General features: G+C 70.2%; 15 protein-coding genes. 10 read left to right on the top strand and 5 right to left on the bottom strand.

The genetic code is table 11. The features are described 5' to 3' along the window. Nucleotides 1–1,008 carry a TerC family protein gene (locus AC1P0E_RS07340; RefSeq protein ID WP_482741340.1) on the top strand — a complete coding sequence of 336 codons (1,008 nt, stop codon included), beginning with the start codon at nucleotides 1–3 and terminating at the stop codon, nucleotides 1,006–1,008. 79 nt (nucleotides 1,009–1,087) lie between these two features. On the opposite strand, the gene AC1P0E_RS07335 is transcribed toward AC1P0E_RS07340, so the two are convergent. The 3 genes from AC1P0E_RS07335 to AC1P0E_RS07325 all read right to left on the bottom strand — a co-directional run bounded on the left by AC1P0E_RS07335 (nucleotide 1,088) and on the right by AC1P0E_RS07325 (nucleotide 3,821). Further along, on the bottom strand, nucleotides 1,088–2,365 hold the full coding sequence (locus tag AC1P0E_RS07335; protein WP_482745676.1) for an MFS transporter: 1,278 nt from the start codon (nucleotides 2,363–2,365) through the stop codon (nucleotides 1,088–1,090). Between the two features lie 103 nt (nucleotides 2,366–2,468). Then, the gene (locus AC1P0E_RS07330) at nucleotides 2,469–3,125 is read right to left on the bottom strand and encodes an MBL fold metallo-hydrolase (RefSeq protein WP_482741339.1); all 657 of its coding nucleotides are present in this window, start codon (nucleotides 3,123–3,125) and stop codon (nucleotides 2,469–2,471) included. Nucleotides 3,126–3,134: 9 nt separating this feature from the next. Beyond that, the gene (locus tag AC1P0E_RS07325; RefSeq protein WP_482741338.1) at nucleotides 3,135–3,821 is read right to left on the bottom strand and encodes a maleylpyruvate isomerase family mycothiol-dependent enzyme; all 687 of its coding nucleotides are present in this window, start codon (nucleotides 3,819–3,821) and stop codon (nucleotides 3,135–3,137) included. Between the two features lie 187 nt (nucleotides 3,822–4,008). Between AC1P0E_RS07325 and uvrA the strand changes: the two genes are divergently transcribed. Then, nucleotides 4,009–7,023, top strand: coding sequence for an excinuclease ABC subunit UvrA (gene uvrA, locus AC1P0E_RS07320; RefSeq protein WP_482741337.1), 3,015 nt, complete (start codon nucleotides 4,009–4,011; stop codon nucleotides 7,021–7,023). A gap of 94 nt (nucleotides 7,024–7,117) precedes the next feature. Here uvrA and AC1P0E_RS07315 read toward each other — a convergent pair whose 3' ends face one another. After that, nucleotides 7,118–8,047 carry a carbohydrate kinase family protein gene (locus AC1P0E_RS07315; RefSeq protein ID WP_482741336.1) on the bottom strand — a complete coding sequence of 310 codons (930 nt, stop codon included), beginning with the start codon at nucleotides 8,045–8,047 and terminating at the stop codon, nucleotides 7,118–7,120. A gap of 120 nt (nucleotides 8,048–8,167) precedes the next feature. Between AC1P0E_RS07315 and AC1P0E_RS07310 the strand changes: the two genes are divergently transcribed. Continuing rightward, nucleotides 8,168–8,629 carry a Rieske (2Fe-2S) protein gene (locus AC1P0E_RS07310; protein ID WP_482741335.1) on the top strand — a complete coding sequence of 154 codons (462 nt, stop codon included), beginning with the start codon at nucleotides 8,168–8,170 and terminating at the stop codon, nucleotides 8,627–8,629. Nucleotides 8,630–8,638: 9 nt separating this feature from the next. On the opposite strand, the gene AC1P0E_RS07305 is transcribed toward AC1P0E_RS07310, so the two are convergent. Beyond that, entirely contained in the window at nucleotides 8,639–9,625 is a 987-nt protein-coding gene (locus AC1P0E_RS07305; protein WP_482741334.1) for a hypothetical protein, read from the bottom strand. A gap of 224 nt (nucleotides 9,626–9,849) precedes the next feature. Here AC1P0E_RS07305 and AC1P0E_RS07300 point away from each other — a divergent pair, with 224 nt between their 5' ends. From AC1P0E_RS07300 to AC1P0E_RS07270, 7 genes are all read left to right on the top strand, one after another. Further along, entirely contained in the window at nucleotides 9,850–10,458 is a 609-nt protein-coding gene (locus tag AC1P0E_RS07300) for a papain-like cysteine protease family protein (RefSeq protein WP_482741333.1), read from the top strand. A gap of 5 nt (nucleotides 10,459–10,463) precedes the next feature. Then, nucleotides 10,464–11,300, top strand: coding sequence for a hypothetical protein (locus AC1P0E_RS07295; RefSeq protein ID WP_482741332.1), 837 nt, complete (start codon nucleotides 10,464–10,466; stop codon nucleotides 11,298–11,300). Between the two features lie 112 nt (nucleotides 11,301–11,412). After that, the gene (gene uvrC / locus AC1P0E_RS07290; protein ID WP_482741331.1) at nucleotides 11,413–13,455 is read left to right on the top strand and encodes an excinuclease ABC subunit UvrC; all 2,043 of its coding nucleotides are present in this window, start codon (nucleotides 11,413–11,415) and stop codon (nucleotides 13,453–13,455) included. Further along, complete coding sequence (gene rapZ / locus AC1P0E_RS07285) at nucleotides 13,452–14,441, top strand: RNase adapter RapZ (RefSeq protein WP_482741330.1); 990 nt, start codon at nucleotides 13,452–13,454, stop codon at nucleotides 14,439–14,441. The genes uvrC and rapZ overlap by 4 nt, the downstream gene beginning before the upstream one ends. After that, nucleotides 14,438–15,472 (top strand): gluconeogenesis factor YvcK family protein, encoded by a 1,035-nt coding sequence (locus tag AC1P0E_RS07280; RefSeq protein ID WP_482741329.1) that lies wholly within the window; start codon nucleotides 14,438–14,440, stop codon nucleotides 15,470–15,472. Before rapZ ends, AC1P0E_RS07280 begins: the two co-directional genes overlap by 4 nt. Continuing rightward, nucleotides 15,463–16,452: a DNA-binding protein WhiA gene (whiA, locus tag AC1P0E_RS07275; protein ID WP_028813910.1), complete on the top strand. Its 990-nt coding sequence runs from the start codon at nucleotides 15,463–15,465 to the stop codon at nucleotides 16,450–16,452. Before AC1P0E_RS07280 ends, whiA begins: the two co-directional genes overlap by 10 nt. Nucleotides 16,453–16,606: 154 nt before the next feature. After that, the gene (locus tag AC1P0E_RS07270) at nucleotides 16,607–19,567 is read left to right on the top strand and encodes a M14 family metallopeptidase (protein ID WP_482741328.1); all 2,961 of its coding nucleotides are present in this window, start codon (nucleotides 16,607–16,609) and stop codon (nucleotides 19,565–19,567) included. Nucleotides 19,568–19,690: the final 123 nt, after the last annotated feature.

The raw sequence follows: 19,690 nt of genomic DNA, 5'->3' as shown, positions 1-19,690 counted from the left end.
GTGGACGTTTCAATGACTCTTTGGGTGCTGACCATTCTCGGTCTGGTCGCCCTGATCGGTGTGGATTTCCTCATCGGCCGCAAGCCGCATGACGTGTCGATCAAGGAAGCCGGAATCTGGACGGGCGTCTGGATCGCCCTGGCCGTGCTGTTCGGCCTGGGACTGCTGATATTCGGCACCGCGCAGGCATCCGGTGAGTTCTTCGCCGGCTTCATCACCGAGAAATCGCTCAGCGTGGACAATCTCTTCGTCTTCGTGCTGATCATGGCGAAGTTCTCGGTGCCGTCCCACCTCCAGCAGCGTGTACTGCTGATCGGCGTGCTGATCGCCCTGGTCCTGCGCGCGATATTCATCGCGGCCGGTGCCGCGGTCATCGCCAACTTCTCGTGGGTCTTCTACATCTTCGGCGCGTTCCTCATCTACACCGCCTGGAAGCTCATCCAGGAGGCGCGGGCCGACGACGAGGAAGAGGCGTTCGAGGAGAACCGTCTCCTCAAGTCGATCGAGAACCGCTTCGGCGTCGCGGACAAGTACCACGGCACCAAGCTCTTCATCCGGAACAACGGCAAGCGCGTCCTGACACCCCTGATGGTCGTCATGCTCGCCATCGGCACCACCGATGTGCTGTTCGCGCTGGACTCGATCCCGGCGATCTTCGGTCTCACCCAGGACCCGTACATCGTCTTCACCGCCAACGCCTTCGCCCTCATGGGTCTGCGGCAGCTGTACTTCCTCATCGGCGGACTGCTCAAGAAGCTGGTCCACCTGAGTTACGGCCTGTCGGTCATCCTGGGCTTCATCGGCGTCAAGCTGGTGCTCCACGCCCTGCACGAGTCCGGGGTGCACGTGCCCGAGATTTCCATCCCCTTCTCGCTGACGGTCATCTGCGGCGTGCTGATCATCACCACGATCACCAGCCTCATCGCCAACAAGAAGACGGAACAGCGCGCGGCGGCCGAGGCGGCGGAGGCCGTCGAGGCCGGCGACAAGGAGAGCGTCGAGTCCTGACCGCGTCAGGGACTCACCGGCCGGTGCGAGCGGAGCAGTACCGCTCGCACCGGCCGGTTCGCGTTCGTACGGGTCGGTTTCAGGCAGGGGCCGCTTCCGCCACAGGGGTGCGCGCGGGCCTGGTCTCCGGCAGCAGCGCGAAGCACCCCAGGCTCAGCAGCGCGATGACGGTCAGATACACGGCGACACCCCAGGGCGGCCCTTCGCCGTGCGCCACCGCCGTCGCGACGATCGGGGTCAGCGCGCCGCCGAGTACCCCCGCCAGGTTGTAGCCGACGGCCGCGCCCGTGCAGCGCACCCTCGGCTCGTACAGCTCCGGCAGGTAGGCGGCGACCACCGCGAACATGGTGACGAACGACAGCAGCGCTCCGAGGAAGCCGAGAAACATCAACAGGGGCTCGGCGGTGTGCAGCAGCGCGACCATCGGGAACATCGACAGCGCTGCCGCCGCGCAGCCCAGCAGGCACAGCGGCTTGCGCCCGTGACGGTCGCCCAGCATCGCGACGAACGGCGTGACCACGCCCGTGATCGCCACGGCCCCCATGATGCAGGCGAGGATCACCGTACGGCTGACACCGAGTTGTTCCGTCGCGTACGCGAGGGACCAGGTCGTCACGGCGTAGAAGACCGCGTATCCGACGGCGAGCGCGCCGGCCGTGAGCATGACGAGCCGCCAGTGGTCGCGTACGACCTCGGCGAGGGGGACGGTCGCCCGCTCGCCGGTCTCGGCGAGCTGCTTGAACTGCGGGGTCTCCGACAGGGACGTACGCAGCAGGAGACCGGCCGCGGCCAGCAGGCCCGCCGCCCAGAACGGCACGCGCCAACCCCACGCCGCGAACTGCGCGTCGGTCAGTGACGCCGAGAGGGCGAGCATGACGCCGTTGGCCAGCAGGAAGCCGACCGGGGGGCCGATCTGCGGGAAACTCGCCCACAGTCCGCGCCGGTTCGCGGGGGCGTGCTCGGCGGTCAGCAGAACCGCACCGCCCCACTCGCCGCCGAGCCCGAGGCCCTGCAGAAAGCGCAACACCAGAAGGAGTACGGGCGCCGCTGCTCCGATCGACCCGTACGTCGGTACGCAGCCGACGGCGACGGTCGCGATTCCCGTGAGCAACAGTGAGGCGAACAGGACAGGACGGCGCCCGTAACGGTCGCCGATGTGCCCGAAGACGACAGATCCGAGCGGTCGTGAAATGAAACCGACCGCGAAGGTGCCGAACGCTGCGAGCGTTCCCGCGAGCGGCGAAAACGTCGGGAAGAAGAGCGGCCCGAGAACGAGCGCGGCGGCTGTTCCGTAGACAAAGAAGTCGTAGAACTCGATGGCTGTTCCGGCGAGCGACGCGGTGGCCAGGCGGATCATGGAGGGAGGTCGTTCTTCGCGCATGCGCCCACAACTACCCGACCCGAACAGCGGTTACGGGGCGCACGGAAGCAGTCGTACCGGCTGCTGCGGGTCCCGCGCTCTACCAGCCGCGCTCGCGCCACTCGGGCAGGTGCGGGCGCTCGTTCCCGAGCGTGGTGTCGTTGCCGTGCCCGGGATAGACCCAGGTTTCGTCGGGGAGCCGGCCGAAGAGCTTCTCCTCGACGTCACCGATGAGGCTCGCGAAGGCCTCAGGGTCCTTCCAGGTGTTGCCCACGCCACCCGGGAAGAGGCAGTCCCCAGTGAAGACGTGCGGGTGCCCGTGAGGGTCGTCGTAGACCAGGGCGACGGAGCCCGGCGTGTGGCCTGCCAGGTGACGGGCGGTCAGCTCGATGCGCCCGACCCGGAAGGTGTCGCCGTCCTCGAGCAGTACGTCGGTCGCGACGGGGATGCCTTCCGCGTCGTACCGGCCCGCGTACGTGCGCGCCCCTGTAGCCGCCACGACCTCGGCAAGGGCCTGCCAGTGATCGCCGTGGCGGTGGGTGGTGACGACGGACCCGATGCCGTCGTCACCGATCAGCCTCAGGAGGGTGCGCGGCTCGGCGGCCGCGTCGATCAGCAGTTGCTCTCCGGTGTCCCGGCAGCGCAGCAGGTACGCGTTGTTGTTCATGGACCCGACCGCGACCTTGGAGATCAACAGGTCCGTGAGCTCGTGCACGTGCGCAGGACCGCCGACCTTGACCGCTCCGCTGTACGTCATGGAGCCAGCCTATAGCGGCGGCAGCGCGGGCAGCGGGGCGCCGGCGGTGTCGAGCCCGGCGCCGTCGCGGCGGCCCGCGAGCCAGCCCAGGAGGTCGGGGGCGCTGCCGGTGACGTTCACGGGAACGCCTTCGGTGCTTCCCGTACGCCACTGCCGTCCGCCGGTGGCCGTCAGCGTGATCGCGGGTACGCCGGGGTTCCCCGCGAAGCGGTCCGCGAGGAACGCGATCTCGCGTCCCGTGAACTCCTCCGGCAGGTCCTCCAGCTCGTATCCGACGCCCAGATCGACGTGGTGCAGCTCGACCTCGACGAGGCGGCGGAAGGGGATGCGGGAGGCGGAGTCCGTGACGCCGTTGCGCAGGGCGACCGTACGGGACCAGTCGGCGGGAGCGGCGCCCGCGTCGTCGAAGCGGGCCGCGCTTTCGCGCACGTCCTCCAGCTGTACGACGAGCGGGCGCGGGGCGCCGCGCTCGATGTCGGCGTCGCGCGCTTCGGCGCTCGCGTACATGGGCCGGCCTGCCAGGACGTTCACCAGAGCGTCCGCGTTACGGGCCAGGTGAGCCAGTACGTGCCCGCGCGTCCAGCCCGGCAGCCGTGACGGTTGCGTCACGTCGGCGTTGTCCAGCTTGCCGGTCGCGGCGAGGAGCCGGTCGGTCGCTTCGCGTACAGAGGCCAGGTCGCGCACGTGATCGTTCATGGCGCCGACGATAGTCCGGTCACACGATCGAGTGAAGCCGTCCGGCCGTGGCTCTAATTCGAATGCACGTGCTATACGCTCGTCGGAGGCATCAGGAATCCTTACAACATCGCTGTGGTTACCCCCATAGTCTGAGAACCGGGGGGCTCAGTCCTCTCTGCCTCTCTCAAGAAAGGTGCGGACCGGCGTGGCCGACCGTCTCATCGTTCGTGGCGCTCGCGAGCACAACCTCAAAAACGTCTCGCTCGACCTCCCGCGTGACTCCCTCATCGTGTTCACCGGGCTCTCGGGGTCGGGCAAGTCCTCCCTCGCGTTCGACACGATCTTCGCCGAGGGGCAGCGCCGGTACGTCGAGTCGCTCTCCTCCTACGCCCGTCAGTTCCTGGGCCAGATGGACAAGCCCGACGTGGACTTCATCGAGGGCCTGTCGCCCGCGGTGTCCATCGACCAGAAGTCGACCTCGCGCAACCCGCGCTCGACGGTCGGCACCATCACCGAGGTCTACGACTACCTCCGCCTGCTGTTCGCCCGTATCGGCAAGCCGCACTGTCCCGAGTGCGGCCGGCCGATCGCCCGCCAGTCGCCGCAGGCCATCGTCGACAAGGTGCTCGAGCTGCCCGAGGGCAGCCGCTTCCAGGTTTTGTCGCCGCTCGTGCGCGAGCGCAAGGGCGAGTTCGTCGACCTCTTCGCCGACCTCCAGACCAAGGGCTACAGCCGCGCCCGGGTCAACGGCGAGACCATCCAGCTGAGCGAGCCGCCCAAGCTGAAGAAGCAGGAGAAGCACACCATCGAGGTGGTCATCGACCGCCTGACGGTGAAGGACAGCGCCAAGCGCCGGCTCACCGACTCGGTGGAGACCGCCCTCGGGCTGGCCGGCGGCATGGTCATCCTCGACTTCGTCGACCTCCCCGCGGACGACCCCGACCGTGAGCGGATGTACTCCGAGCACCTCTACTGCACGTACGACGATCTGTCGTTCGAGGAGCTGGAGCCCCGGTCCTTCTCCTTCAACTCGCCCTTCGGCGCCTGCCCGGACTGCACCGGCATCGGCACGCGCATGGAGGTCGACCCGGAGCTGATCGTCCCGGACGAGGACAAGTCCCTCGACGAGGGCGCGATCAACCCCTGGTCCCACGGGCACACCAAGGACTACTTCGCGCGCCTCGTCGGCGCGCTCTCCGACGCACTCGGCTTCCGTACGGACATCCCGTGGGCCGGGCTGCCGCAGCGTGCCAAGAAGGCCCTGCTGCACGGCCACAAGACGCAGATCGAGGTCCGCTACCGCAACAGGTACGGCCGCGAGCGGGCTTACACCACGTCCTTCGAGGGCGCGGTGCCGTTCGTCAAGCGGCGGCACTCCGAGGCCGAGAGCGACTCCAGCAGGGAGCGCTTCGAGGGCTACATGCGCGAGGTGCACTGCCCGACCTGCAACGGCACGCGCCTCAAGCCGCTGGTCCTCGCGGTCACGGTCATGGAGAAGTCCATCGCCGAGGTCGCCGCCATGTCCATCAGCGACTGCGCGGAGTTCCTGGGCCGGCTGACGCTGAACGCCCGTGACAAGAAGATCGCCGAGCGCGTGCTCAAGGAGGTCAACGAGCGGCTGAGGTTCCTGGTCGACGTCGGCCTCGACTACCTGTCGCTCAACCGGGCGGCCGGCACGCTGTCCGGCGGCGAGGCGCAGCGCATCCGGCTCGCCACCCAGATCGGCTCCGGCCTCGTCGGAGTGCTGTACGTCCTGGACGAGCCGTCCATCGGTCTGCACCAGCGCGACAACCACCGCCTGATCGAGACGCTGGTCCGCCTGCGCGACATGGGCAACACCCTGATCGTCGTCGAGCACGACGAGGACACCATCAAGGTGGCCGACTGGATCGTCGACATCGGCCCGGGCGCGGGTGAGCACGGCGGCAAGGTCGTCCACAGCGGCTCGCTCAAGGAGCTGCTGGACAACAAGGCGTCCGTCACCGGTCAGTACCTGGCCGGCAAGCGGTCCATCGCCATGCCGGACATCCGCCGACCCGCGGACCCGACGCGTCAGCTCACCGTCCACGGCGCCCGCGAGAACAACCTGCGTGACATCGCCGTGTCCTTCCCGCTCGGCGTACTGACGGCCGTCACCGGCGTCTCCGGATCCGGAAAGTCGACCCTGGTCAACGACATCCTCTACACGCACCTGGCGCGTGAACTGAACGGCGCCCGTACGGTGCCGGGCCGCCACACGCGCGTGGAGGGCGACGACCTCGTCGACAAGGTGGTCCACGTCGACCAGTCACCGATCGGCCGTACGCCCCGGTCCAACCCGGCGACGTACACCGGTGTCTTCGACAACGTGCGCAAGCTGTTCGCGGAGACGATGGAGGCGAAGGTGCGCGGCTATCTGCCGGGCCGCTTCTCCTTCAACGTCAAGGGCGGCCGCTGCGAGAACTGCTCGGGCGACGGCACCATCAAGATCGAGATGAACTTCCTGCCGGACGTGTACGTCCCGTGCGAGGTCTGCCACGGGGCGCGCTACAACCGGGAGACCCTGGAGGTCCACTACAAGGGCAAGTCCATCGCCGAGGTGCTGGACATGCCGATCGAGGAGGCCCTGGACTTCTTCGAGGCCGTCCCGACGATCGCCCGTCACCTCAGGACGCTCAATGAGGTGGGTCTCGGGTACGTCCGCCTCGGCCAGTCCGCGCCGACGCTGTCGGGCGGTGAGGCGCAGCGCGTGAAGCTCGCTTCCGAGCTGCAGAAGCGGTCCACGGGACGCACGGTGTACGTCCTGGACGAGCCGACCACGGGTCTGCACTTCGAGGACATCTCGAAGCTCATCACGGTGCTGTCCGGCCTGGTCGACAAGGGCAACTCGGTGATCGTCATCGAGCACAACATGGACGTCATCAAGACGGCCGACTGGGTCATCGACATGGGCCCCGAGGGCGGCAACGGCGGCGGCCTGGTCGTCGCCGAGGGCACCCCCGAGCAGGTGGCCGCCGTGCCGACGAGCCACACGGGCAAGTTCCTCAGGGACATCCTGGGCGACCGGGTGAGCGACGCGACCCCGGTGAAGAAGTCCGCCAAGAAGGCGCCGGCGAAGAAGGCGGTGGCAGCGGCGAAGTCGGCCCCGGCCAGGAAGACGGCGACGGCGAGGGCGGCCACCGCGAAGAAGGCCCCGGGCGCGACCGCTCCGGCAAAGGCGGCACGCTCCCGCAAGGCGTGACGCTCGCGCTTCCTGTGCGGCCCCTCACCCGTGCCCGGGTGAGGGGCCGTTCGCGTGGGGCGGTTCGGACGAAACCAAGCCGGACGCGTCGGCCTTACGACGCCAGCTCTGTCGCGTACGGCGGGTTGGCGCCCGGGCGGGAGCAGGTGATCGCGGCCGCGCGGGCCGCGAACGTCAGGGTGTCGCTCCAGGCGGCGGTGTCCAGCGCCGCCACCGCCTCCGCCGCCGCTGCCTCCGCCGAGAGCACCCCGTGCGCCGAAAGCCGGTGCAGCAGTGCCGCGTTCACCGTGTCGCCCGCACCGATCGTGTCGGCCACCTCCACCCGTACCGCCGGGACACTCACGTCCGCCCCGCCGCATCTCGTCCGTACCGTCATCCCCTCCGCGCCCCGCGTCAGCACCACCGCCGCGGGCCCCGCCGCCAGCCACTCCTCCACCGACCCGCCCAGCCACGCCGCGTCCTCCTGCGACAGCTTCAGCAGACAGACGTACGGCAGCCAGCTCCTGAAGCGCGCACGGTAGGCGTTCGCGTCCGGGATCAGGCCGGCCCGGATGTTCGGGTCGAGCAGGGTGAACAGCCCGCGCCCCGCCTCACGCCGCAACAGCGCCTCGTACGCGCTCGCCCCCGGCTCCAGGACCAGCGAGCAGGTGCCGAGAGCCAGCGCCCGTACGTCCGCAGGGAGAGCCGCGGCCGGCAGTTCGAAGAGACGGTCCGCGCTGCCCTCCGTGTAGAAGCCGTAACCGGCCGATCCGTCCGCGTCCAGCGCCGCCACCGCCAGCGTCGTCGGCTCCGCACCGCGCTGGACGAGCGAGGTGTCCACGCCGGCCGTTCGCAGCCCTTCGACGAGGGCTTCGCCGAAGCCGTCCGTCGAGATCCGGGAGCAGAAGGAGGTGCGGGAGCCCAGTCGCCCCAGGGCCACGGCGGTGTTGTACGGCCCGCCGCCCAGCCGCGGCGACAGGGGCGCCAGCGCGCCCGTCCCCTGCGGCACCAGGTCGATCAGGGACTCTCCGGCGACGACGATCACAGGCCCGAACGTAACCCATCGCCGCCCGCCGGGACAGCCCGCGCGAGAGCCGCCGATCTCCGCCGGTATCGTCGGGTCTGTCGTACGAATGTCATACATCCCTTGACCAGTGGAGACCGCATGTCCGGCCAGTCAGCCCCCCGCCGCACCGTGCTGAAGGGCGCCGTACTCGCCGGCGCGGCGGGACTGGGTGTGGCGGCCTGCTCCACCGAGTCGAAGCTCGGCCACGCCAAGCCGCTGCCCTCCACACCCGTGAGCCTCGGTGCGGCGGACGAGGTCCCGGTCGGTGGCGCGAAGCTCTACCGCGAGCAGCGGATCATCGTCAGCTGCCAGGCCGAGGGGAAGTACAAGGCGTTCAGCGCGCAGTGCACGCACGCGGGCTGTGTCCTGGACAAGGTCGAGAAGGGCGAAGGCAACTGCCCCTGCCACGGCAGCCGTTTCGACGTGACGACGGGTGACGTGCTCCAGGGCCCGGCGACCGTGCCGCTGCCCGCGATCCCGGTCAAGGTCGAAGGCGGCAAGCTCGTCGCGGGCCAGGACGCCGGCGCGGCCACCGGACCGGCCACCGGCCCGGACGCCTGACCCCGCAGGTCACTCCCAGTCCCAGTCGATCCCCAGGATGCCCGCCCGCACCCCCTGCTCGACCAGGTGCACCGTCCCGTGCCGGCCGCTCAGCGTGAGGTCTGTGCGGGCGCCGCGCGCCGCGCCCGCCGAGGTCTGGGTGAAGCGCCGGCACCGTACGGGCAGCGCCCGCTCGTCGAAGCGCACCTGGAGCACGTACTGCCCGCCCGTGAAGCTGAAGCCGCGTACGTACTCGCTGCTCGGGCCGCCGGTGCCGTCCTCGACGGAGTAACCGAAGAGGTACGTCTCACCGGCCCGCAGCCGCGCGTCGAAGAGCAGCTCGGCCACGACGACCCCCGAGTCCGCGTCCCACCGCACGCGGCCCGTCCGGCAGTTCTCGCGCGCCCGCACCACCACCCGCGCGGGGTCGCACCCCGGGTCTCCGTGGTGGATGGCCAGGTAGCGGTCGATGCCGTCGCGGTGGGCCCGTACGACGTGCTGCGAGTCGCGGGCGATCAGCTCCCGCGCGGCTCCGATCCGTACGCGCTCGTGGAGGCCCACCGTGTGCAGCCCGCCGTCCGCCGGAAACTCCAGCTCGGCGAGCAGCCCCTCCAGCGCGTCGGACGCCTCGACGAGAGCGCGGTACGAGCGCGCGGCGGGGCGCTCCGCATCACTGCGCACATCCCCGGCGCCGAGCAGCCGGATCAGTGAGTCGCCGGGCAGCCGCAACAGCTCCTCCAGCGCGCGTACGGCGCGCAGCGACTCGGGACGCTGTGGGCGCCGCGCGCCCTGCTGCCAGTAACTGAGGCTCGTGACGCCGACCTTGATCCCGCGGGCGGCCAGATGGTGCTGTACGCGCTGCAACGGCAGCCCGCGCGCGGCGAGCGCGGCACGCAGCGCCAGGTGGAAGGGGCCGGTGTGCAGCGCCTGCTCCAGATCCGCCTGCGCGGCGTCGTCCGTGCTTCCCGGCGCCCGCTGTCCGCGGTCTCGCGCCCCCTTGCCCGTGATCTGCGGCATCGGGATCCTCCAGTGAACGTTCACGACGTGACGGGCGCGACGGTGCGCCTGCGGGGGCCGGTGGCCAGGTGGGCGAAGCGGGAACGTTCACTCCCGGGCCACACCGTTCACAGCGCCGAGCCACCCGCATTGAAGCGTGTTGACCTGCCCCCGACAACACTTGATGCTCCACAACAGCGTCCGGACGCGCTCCTCCATTCACCCCCCGCCTCGGGAGGAACGCGATGCGCAACCGAAAGAGACGGCTCTCCCCGGCCGTCGTGATCGCCGCAGTCCTGCTCAGCATCCCCGCCACCACGGCCACCGCCGCGGCCGCCACCACCGCCACCACCGCCGACCCGTCGGCGGCGCTCGCCGCCAAGCGCCTCGGCATCACCATGCAGGCCCAGCAGAAGACGAACTGGTGCTGGGCCGCCGGCGGCAACACCATCGCCGCCTGGTTCGGCAGGAACCACACCCAGAACCAGTTCTGCAACGCCGCCTTCGGACGCCAGCAGGGCACCGAATGCCCCAACAGCCAGGCCACCCTCGGAAACGTCCAGAAGGGTCTCGACTGGGCGGGCGTCAATCCCGGTTCGTACGTCACCGGCTGGCTGCGCTACCCGACCGTACAGACCGAGGTCAACGCGGACCGCCCCATAGAGACCCGCATCCAGTGGCAGAGCGGTGGCGGTCACATGCACGTCATCTACGGCTACGACACCGCCAACAGCTGGGTCTACTGGGGCGACCCCTGGGCCAGCAGCGACCGCTACAACTGGGCCTCCCACAGCTGGTACGTCGACAACAACTCCTTCTCCTGGACCCACTCGCTCTACCGGATAGGGGCGTGATCGCGATGACCGGACACGTCACCCGGGCCGCCGTCGCCGCCGCGGCCGCGACCCTCCTGCTGGGCCTCGCCCCGCGGGCCGGCGCCGACGAGAACCCGGCGCCGCCCGCCCCGGCTGCCCCCTCCGCCGAGCACCGGGCCGCCGCGCACAAGGCGGCTGCCGCGCCCGCCACCCGTGACACCCTGGCCCGCTTCTTCGCCCGCGAGGGCGCCGTCACGGCAGAGGCGGCCGACCCCCGTGTCGCGGACGCCACAGTGCCCGTCTACACGCTCGCCCCGGACTTCGTGGCGGGCCGGGAGGGCGTACCCATAGCGAAGCTGGAGTACCTCGCGGGAACAGCCGTCTCTTCGGACGGCCGCAGGGCATCCCTGTGGATGGTTCCCGGGAACGGCGAGAGCGGCCCCTGGCAGGTGGTGAACATCGCCACCGGTGACGACGAGGCACGCTTCGCCGCGAAGGGCGCCCGAACGCTCCCGGGAGGGACCGTTTTCCGCGAACCGCAGCTCGACGCCTGGTTCGTGCAGCGCCACGCGCGCGTGCTGCCCCTGGACGAGGACGCGGTACGGGCCGTGGGCGCCGCCGGCACCACTCTCACCGCCTACCGGGACCGCGTACACAAGGCGTACGGCGACAAGCTCCCGGGCTCGGCGTACGCGAAGAAGGGCAAGGCCGGCGGTTACGGGGCCGAGCCGGCGGCGACGGCCACCGGCACCGCCCTCGCCGAGCAGCCCCGTGAACCGTCCCTGGTCGCACCGCTGGCCGCGGGCGCCGGGGGCCTCGCTGCCTTGGCCCTGGCGTCGACGGCGCTCCGGAAGCGCCGCCGCACGGCCCGGGGCGGCTAGCGACGAGGGGGTGGGAGGCCCACGCGCACCTCCCACCCCCGGGTCGCCCCCGGTCGCACCCGCGGCTTCGGCCGCACCCGCACTGTCACTGCCCGCAAGTAGGGTGTGTGGCATGGCAGACCCCTCCAGTTACCGCCCCAAGCCGGGACAGATCCCCGACTCGCCGGGGGTCTACAAATTCCGCGACGAGCACCGCCGGGTGATCTACGTCGGGAAGGCCAAGAGCCTGCGCCCGCGCCTGTCCTCGTACTTCCAGGACCTGGCCAATCTCCACCCGCGCACCCGCACCATGGTCACCACGGCCGCGTCCGTCGAGTGGACGGTCGTGTCCACCGAGGTCGAGGCGCTCCAGCTGGAGTACTCCTGGATCAAGGAGTACGACCCCCGTTTCAACGTCAAGTACCGCGACGACAAGAGCTACCCGTCCCTCGCGGTGACCCTCAATGAGGAGTTCCCGAGGGTCCAGGTCATGCGCGGCCCCAAGAAGAAGGGCGTGCGCTACTTCGGTCCGTACGGGCACGCCTGGGCCATCCGCGAGACCGTCGACCTAATGCTCCGCGTCTTCCCCGTACGCACCTGCTCGGCCGGTGTCTTCAAGAACGCCACCAGGACCGGCCGCCCCTGCCTCCTCGGCTACATCGGCAAGTGCTCCGCACCCTGTGTGGGCCGCGTCACCCCCGAGGAGCACCGCGAATTGGCAGACGAGTTCTGCGACTTCATGGCGGGCCGCACGGGCCAGTACCTCAAGCGCATCGAGCAGCAGATGCACGAGGCCGCCGAGGACATGGAGTACGAGAAGGCCGCCCGTCTGCGCGACGACATAGGCGCGCTGCGCCGCGCTCTCGAGAAGAACGCGGTGGTGTTCAACGACGCCACCGACGCCGATCTGATCGCCGTCGCCGAGGACGAGCTGGAAGCCGCCGTCCAGATCTTCCACGTACGCGGCGGGCGGGTCCGCGGCCAGCGCGGCTGGGTCACCGACAAGGTCGAGGCCGTCGACACGGCAGGCCTCGTCGAGCACGCCCTCCAGCAGCTGTACGGCGAGGAGCGCGGCGACGCGGTGCCCAAGGAGGTCCTCGTCCCCGCGATGCCCGAGGACGCCCCGGCGGTGTCCCAGTGGCTCGCGGAGCGGCGCGGCTCCAACGTGTCGCTGCGCATCCCGCAGCGCGGTGACAAGAAGGACCTGATGGCGACGGTCCAGCGCAACGCCCAGCAGACCCTCGTCCTGCACAAGACCAAGCGCGCCTCCGACCTCACCACCCGCTCCCGCGCACTGGAGGAGATCGCGGAGGCGCTCGGTCTGGACTCCGCCCCGCTGCGCATCGAGTGCTTCGACATCTCCCACCTGCAGGGCGACGACGTGGTGGCCTCGATGGTGGTCTTCGAGGACGGCCTGCCGCGCAAGAGCGAGTACCGCCGCTTCCAGATCAAGACCTTCGAGGGCCAGGACGACGTCCGGTCCATGCACGAGGTGCTCACCCGCCGCTTCAGGCGCTATCTCCAGGAGAAGGAGAAGACGGGGGAGTGGATCGAGGGAAACGGGGCCACGGAGGTACCCGCCGAGCCGGATCCGGGCACGGAGGACGACGGCAGGCCCAAGCGTTTCGCGTACCCGCCGCAGCTCGTCGTCGTCGACGGCGGACAGCCCCAGGTGGCGGCCGCCCAGCGCGCCCTCGACGAGCTCGGCATCGACGACGTAGCCGTCTGCGGTCTCGCCAAGCGCCTCGAAGAGGTCTGGGTGCCCGGCGAGGACGACCCGGTCGTCCTGCCCCGCACGAGTGAGGGCCTCTACCTTCTTCAGCGGATCCGTGACACGGCTCACGATTTCGCCATCCGCTACCAGCGCACCAAGCGCGCCAAGCGCTTCAGGGCAGGCCCGCTCGACGAGGTCCCCGGCCTCGGCGAGACGCGCAAGCACGCACTGGTCAAGCACTTCGGTTCGGTGAAGAAGCTCCGGTCCGCCACAATCGACCAGATCTGCGAGGTGCCGGGGATAGGCCGCAAGACGGCCGAGACCGTCGCCGCGTTCCTCGCACAGGCGGCACCGGCCGCACCCGCCGTGAACACGGCGACAGGAGAGATCATTGATGACGACGAGGACACCGCGACCGCAGTACCCGCGGTCTCCCCGCCGGAACGGGGGCAGCAGGAATGACTGAGTACGACCGAGACGGAGCAGACGTGAGTACGGGCACGACCGGGGAGACCGGCGAGACCGGGCACAACGGCAACAACGGGAGCAACGGCAACAACGGGAGCAACGGCGAGGCGGCCGAGCCGGCCATCCCCGAGCTGGTGATCATCTCGGGCATGTCGGGAGCCGGCCGCAGTACCGCTGCCAAGTGCCTGGAGGACCTCGGCTGGTTCGTCGTCGACAACCTGCCGCCCGCGCTGATCCCGACCATGGTGGAGCTGGGCGCCCGCTCGCAGGGCAACGTCGCCCGTATCGCTGTCGTCGTGGACGTCCGCGGCCGGCGCTTCTTCGACAACCTCCGTGAATCCCTGGCCGACCTGGACGCCAAGGAGGTCACCCGGCGGATCGTCTTCCTGGAGTCGTCGGACGACGCCCTGGTGCGCCGTTTCGAGTCCGTACGCCGCCCCCACCCGCTCCAGGGCGACGGCCGGATCACCGACGGCATCGCGGCCGAGCGCGACCTGCTGCGCGAGCTGCGAGGCGACGCAGACCTGGTCATCGACACCTCCAGCCTCAACGTCCACGAGCTGCGCGCCAAGATGGACGCCCAGTTCGCGGGCGACGACGAGCCGCATCTGCGCGCCACGGTCATGTCGTTCGGCTACAAGTACGGCCTGCCGGTCGACGCCGACCTCGTCGTCGACTGCCGCTTCCTGCCGAACCCCCACTGGGTCCCGGAGCTGCGCCCCTTCACCGGCCTCAACGAAGAGGTCTCCGGTTACGTCTTCAACCAGCCCGGTGCCAAGGAGTTCCTCGACCAGTACACCGAGCTGCTCCAGCTCATCGCGGCCGGCTACCGCCGTGAGGGCAAGCGCTATGTGACCATCGCCGTCGGCTGTACGGGCGGCAAGCACCGCAGCGTCGCCATGTCGGAGAAGCTGGCCGCGCGCCTGTCCTCCGAAGGCGTGGAGACCGTCCTCGTCCACCGGGACATGGGGCGCGAGTGACCGGACGCAACTTCCGCCTGCGCCGGCTGCGCGGCAACGACGCCGCGCGGCCGCAGCGCAAGCGCGGCGCCCAGCCCAAGGTCGTCGCCCTCGGCGGCGGCATGGGTCTGTCCGCGTCGCTCACGGCGCTGCGCCGCATCACCGGCGATCTGACCGCCGTGGTCACCGTCGCCGACGACGGCGGCTCCAGCGGCCGGCTGCGCGACGAGCTCGGCGTACTGCCGCCGGGCGACCTGCGCAAGGCGCTGGCCGCGCTGTGCGGGGACGACGACTGGGGTCAGACCTGGTCGCGCGTCATCCAGCACCGCTTCTCCAGCCGCGGCGACCTGCACGACCACGCAGTGGGCAATCTGCTGATCGTCGCCCTGTGGGAGCAGCTCGGCGACCATGTCCAGGCCCTGGACCTGGTCGGCAAGCTCCTCGGCGCGCACGGCCGGGTGCTGCCCATGTCCGCCGTGCCGCTGGAGCTCCAGGCGCTCGTACGCGGGCACGATCCCCGGCGGCCCGACGACGTGGACACGGTCCGCGGCCAGGCGACCGTGGCGCTCACCCCCGGCGAGGTGCAGTCCGTACACCTCGTCCCGCATGGCCCGCCGGCCGTCCCCGAGGCCGTTGCCGCCGTCCTGGACGCCGACTGGGTGGTGCTCGGACCCGGCTCCTGGTTCTCCTCGGTGATCCCGCACCTTCTGGTGCCCGAGCTGCTCGACGCGCTCGTCGAGACGAAGGCCCGCCGGGTCCTGTCGCTGAACCTCGCGCCGCAACCCGGAGAAACCGATGGGTTCTCTCCGCAGCGTCATTTGGAGGTTTTGGGACGACACGCCCCTAAACTCGCCCTGGACGTGGTGTTGGCCGACGAGGCTGCCGTGCCCGATCGCGAGTCTCTTTCCGATGCCGCCAAGCGGTTCGGCGCGGCGGTCGAGCTGGCGCCGGTCGCCGCGCCCGACGGCTCCCCGAAGCACGACCCGGAGCTGTTGGCCGCCGCGTACGACCGTATTTTTCGGATGCATGGAAGGATCGGCCCATGGCGATGACGGCAGCGGTGAAGGACGAAATCTCCCGGCTTCCCGTCACCCGGACCTGCTGCAGGAAGGCGGAGGTCTCGGCGATTCTTCGGTTCGCGGGCGGGCTGCACCTGGTGAGCGGCCGGATTGTGATCGAGGCGGAGCTGGACGTGAGCTTCGCGGCCCGCAGGCTCAAGAAGGACATCCTGGAGATCTTCGGGCACCACTCCGAGTTGGTGGTGATGGCTCCGAGCGGTCTGCGGCGCGGCTCCCGTTACCTCGTACGGGTGGTGGCGGGCGGTGATCAGCTGGCGCGCCAGACCGGGCTGGTCGACGGCCGCGGCCGCCCCATCCGCGGACTGCCCCCGCAGGTCGTCTCCGGCGCCACGTGTGACGCCGAGGCCGCGTGGCGCGGGGCGTTCCTGGCGCACGGCTCGCTCACCGAGCCGGGCCGTTCGTCCTCGCTGGAAGTCACCTGCCCGGGACCCGAGGCCGCCCTCGCCCTGGTCGGCGCCGCCCGCCGGCTCTCCATCGGTGCCAAGGCGCGCGAGGTGCGCGGCGTGGACCGTGTCGTCGTACGGGACGGGGACGCGATCGGCGCGCTGCTGACCCGCCTCGGCGCGCACGAGTCGGTGCTGGCCTGGGAGGAGCGGCGAATGCGCCGCGAGGTCCGCGCGACCGCCAACCGCCTGGCCAACTTCGACGACGCCAACCTGCGCCGCTCGGCGCGCGCGGCCGTCGCCGCGGGCGCCCGGGTGGGGCGCGCGCTGGAAATCCTCGGCGAGGAGGTGCCCGAGCACCTCGCCGCCGCCGGGCGGCTGCGTATGGACCACAAGCAGGCCTCCCTGGAGGAGCTGGGCGCGCTGGCCGACCCGCCGCTGACGAAGGACGCGGTCGCCGGTCGCATCCGCCGTCTGCTGGCCATGGCCGACAAGCGGGCCCAGGACCTGGGCATCCCCGGTACGGAGTCCACGATCACCGAAGAGATGGCCGACGGCCTGGTCGGCTGATCCGGTCGCCTCGGCCAGGTCCGCCGCCGTCGGTGCCCCTAAGAGGGTGCCGGCGGCGGTTTTCCGTACTCCGTCCGCGCTATTGACATGACCATGGACAGTCATGAGCCTGTCGTCTGTTCACTTACGTGGCACGCAAACGCAAGGGGGGCACATGAGACGCAGAGCGAGATCGATCCTCGCAGCGGGCGCATTGCTGATCGGCGGCGTGACGGTGGCACCGGCCGCCCAGGCCGACGGAGCGGGAGCGGCCGGGGCCGACACGGGCGCCGACGCCGTCAAGGTGTTCAACGCGGACGTCACCAAGGAGCAGGTACCCCTGCTCCTGGCGGCCGGCCAGGACGCCCACGAGATGGGCGAGCGCGCACCGGAGAAGGGCACGGCGCGCGTCGAGCTGTTCCTTACCGACGCCCAGGCCAAGGTCCTGGCCGACAAGGGCGTCAGGAACCTCACGGAGCGCAAGGTCTCGGCGAAGACCGAGTCCCGCCTCGCCGCCGCCGGGGACGGCGTCTACCGCCCGTACAGCGGCAAGGGCAATCTCCAGGAGGAGATCGTCAAGACGGGCCAGGCGCACCCGGACCTCACCAAGGTCGTCTCCATCGGCAAGACCGTCCAGGGCAAGGACATCCTCGCCCTCAAGCTCACCAAGGGCGCGAAAAAGGTCAAGGACGGCGCCAGGCCCTCCGTGCTGTACCTGTCCAACCAGCACGCCCGTGAGTGGATCACCCCGGAGATGACCCGGCGGCTGATGCACCACTACCTGGACCGGTACGGCAAGGACCGCCGCATCACCAAGATCGTGGACTCGACCGAGCTGTGGTTCGTCCTCTCCGCCAACCCGGACGGTTACGACTGGACCCACGACCCGGCGGGCGACCGTCTGTGGCGTAAGAACATGCGCGACATCGACGCCGACGGCAAGTACACCCCCGGTGACGGCGTCGACCTCAACCGTAACTTCGGCTACAAGTGGGGCTACGACAACGAGGGTTCCTCGCCCAACCCCGCCAGCTCCACCTACCGCGGCGCGTCCCCCATGTCCGAGCCCGAGACGCAGGCGCTCGACCGCTTCCAGAAGCGCATCGGCTTCGAGTACGGCATCAACTACCACTCCGCCGCCGAACTGATCCTTTACGGAGTCGGCTGGCAGGTCGCCACTCCGACACCCGACGACGTGCTCTACAAAGCGCTCGCGGGAACGCCCGAAAAGCCTGCTGTTCCCGGGTACTACCCGCAGGTCTCCTCCGAGCTCTACACCACCAACGGTGAGGCCGACGGACACGCGGCGAACGTCAACGGCATCATGATGTTCACCCCCGAGATGACCACCTGCCAGACGGCGTCGAACATCGACCCCAATGACCAGTGGAAGCCCGAGGACTGCCAGTCCGGATTCAACTTCCCCGACGACGAGAAGCTGATCCAGGCGGAGTTCGCCAAGAACATCCCCTTCGCGCTCTCCGTCGCGGAGACCGCCGCCCACCCCGACCGGCCGTCCTCGGCCGTCGGCATGGAGGCCCTCGACTTCACCGTCGACCCCTTCACCACGTCGTACGCCCGGTGGGCCGACCAGGAAATCTCCGTAACCGCCCGCAAGTCGGTGCGCGACAAGGAGCTCAGGTACCGCGTCAACGGCGGCCGCGTCCACGACCAGAAGCTGCGCCCGTGGAGGGGCGGCGAGACCTTCGGCGGCGAGGACAACCTGCACTTCGACGAGTACCGCGCCAAGGTCCAGGACGGCGACGTCGGCGACAAGGTCGAGGTCTGGTTCACTGGGCGCACCAAGTCCGGCAAACGCGTCTCCAGCGAGCACTTCACGTACACCCTCGCCGACCGCCCCAGGGCGGACGTCCTGGTGATCGCCGAGGAAGGGGCCCCCGAACAGCACACCCGGACGTACACCGACACGCTCGCGACCACCGGACACCAGGCCGCCGTGTGGGACGTCGCCACCCAGGGAGCCCCGCACGCGCTCGGCGTGCTGTCCCACTTCCGTACGGTTGTGCACTACACCGGCGCCAAGGCACCCACCGGTCCCACCCAGCTCGCCCTGCGCGCCTTCCTCAACGAGGGCGGCAAACTCCTGGAAGCCGGTGAACTCACGGGCGGCAACGCGGTGGTGGGCCGCGCCTCGACGAACGACTTCAGTCAGTACTACCTCGGTGCCTACGGACGGAGCAGCGCGCCGGGAGCCACCGCGTTCAGCGGTCTCGGCCCGATGGCCGGTACGGCCAGTCCGCTGGCCGGCGCGCCCGGCAACCCGCTGGACGCCCCGGGAGCGTACATCTCCACCTCCTCGGTGCTGCCGGCCGCGCAGTTCCCCCAGTTCGCCAGTGAGCAGGCGGGCCGCTACACCGGCGCCGTCAATCCGTACGCCCCGTACGCGGGTCAGGGCATGGCCGCCGCGACCCACGAGGACAACGACTGGAAGCGGCTCACCAGGACCTTCGACCTCACCGGGGTGAACGCCGCCGACAAGCCGGAGCTGCGCCTCGCCCTCAACTGGAACACCGAGGCCGGTTACGACCACGCCGTCCTGGAGGCCCGCACCGACGGCGGCGAGGACTGGACGACGCTGCCGGAGACGGGCGGCGCCACCACCGCCACCGTCCCGGCGGAGTGCGAGCAGGGCTACCTGCTCAACGGTCACCCGTTCCTGAGGCACTACCTGACCCAGGAGTCCGACTCCTGCAAGGCCGCCGGTAGCTCCGGGGCCTGGAACAGCTTCACCGGGTCCTCCGGCGGCTGGAAGCAGGTCTCCTTCGACCTGAGCGCCTACGCGGGCAAGAAGGTCGAGCTCTCGCTCAGCAGCATCACCGACCCGGGCTCCGGCGGCCGCGGTGTCTTCGCGGACGACGCACGGCTCGTCGTGGGCGGCGCGGAGAAGGAGACGGAGGGCTTCGAGACCTTGCTCGGCACCTGGACGGCGCCCGGCGCACCGGCCGGCAGCCCCGCCGTGGCGGGCGACTGGACCCGCACGGGAGAGCTCTTCGTCCCGTACGGCGCGATCACGACCGGCGACACCGTGCTCCTCGGCTTCGGCCTGGAGCAGGTCCCCGACGCGGTGAAGCGGGCGGAGCTGCTGGGCAGGGTGCTCGGCGTACTGCACGACTGACGTGCCCGGCGTCCCGCACGACTGACACCGCAGGTCCCGGTCCCCGGGACGGGCGGGTCCGGCGGCCCGTATTCCCTACTGGGGAGTAGGGGCCGCCGGGCCGTTTCCGGCCCCGCTCGATGT

This window comes from Streptomyces sp. TRD_SC_5 (assembly GCF_056836825.1).
Note: the sequence above shows the minus strand (reverse complement) of the source record. Positions and strands in the feature narration are given on the sequence as shown.

What these genes read in the sequence shown, in the direction of transcription:
- uvrC (WP_482741331.1), top strand. Translation starts at nt 11,413, where the DNA reads ATGGCAGACCCCTCCAGTTACCGCCCCAAGCCGGGACAGATCCCCGAC.
- AC1P0E_RS07300 (WP_482741333.1), top strand. Translation starts at nt 9,850, where the DNA reads ATGCGCAACCGAAAGAGACGGCTCTCCCCGGCCGTCGTGATCGCCGCA.
- rapZ (WP_482741330.1), top strand. Translation starts at nt 13,452, where the DNA reads ATGACTGAGTACGACCGAGACGGAGCAGACGTGAGTACGGGCACGACC.
- AC1P0E_RS07330 (WP_482741339.1), bottom strand. Translation starts at nt 3,125, where the DNA reads ATGACGTACAGCGGAGCGGTCAAGGTCGGCGGTCCTGCGCACGTGCAC.
- AC1P0E_RS07325 (WP_482741338.1), bottom strand. Translation starts at nt 3,821, where the DNA reads ATGAACGATCACGTGCGCGACCTGGCCTCTGTACGCGAAGCGACCGAC.
- AC1P0E_RS07310 (WP_482741335.1), top strand. Translation starts at nt 8,168, where the DNA reads ATGTCCGGCCAGTCAGCCCCCCGCCGCACCGTGCTGAAGGGCGCCGTA.
- whiA (WP_028813910.1), top strand. Translation starts at nt 15,463, where the DNA reads ATGGCGATGACGGCAGCGGTGAAGGACGAAATCTCCCGGCTTCCCGTC.
- AC1P0E_RS07335 (WP_482745676.1), bottom strand. Translation starts at nt 2,365, where the DNA reads ATGATCCGCCTGGCCACCGCGTCGCTCGCCGGAACAGCCATCGAGTTC.
- AC1P0E_RS07305 (WP_482741334.1), bottom strand. Translation starts at nt 9,625, where the DNA reads ATGCCGCAGATCACGGGCAAGGGGGCGCGAGACCGCGGACAGCGGGCG.
- AC1P0E_RS07295 (WP_482741332.1), top strand. Translation starts at nt 10,464, where the DNA reads ATGACCGGACACGTCACCCGGGCCGCCGTCGCCGCCGCGGCCGCGACC.
- AC1P0E_RS07270 (WP_482741328.1), top strand. Translation starts at nt 16,607, where the DNA reads ATGAGACGCAGAGCGAGATCGATCCTCGCAGCGGGCGCATTGCTGATC.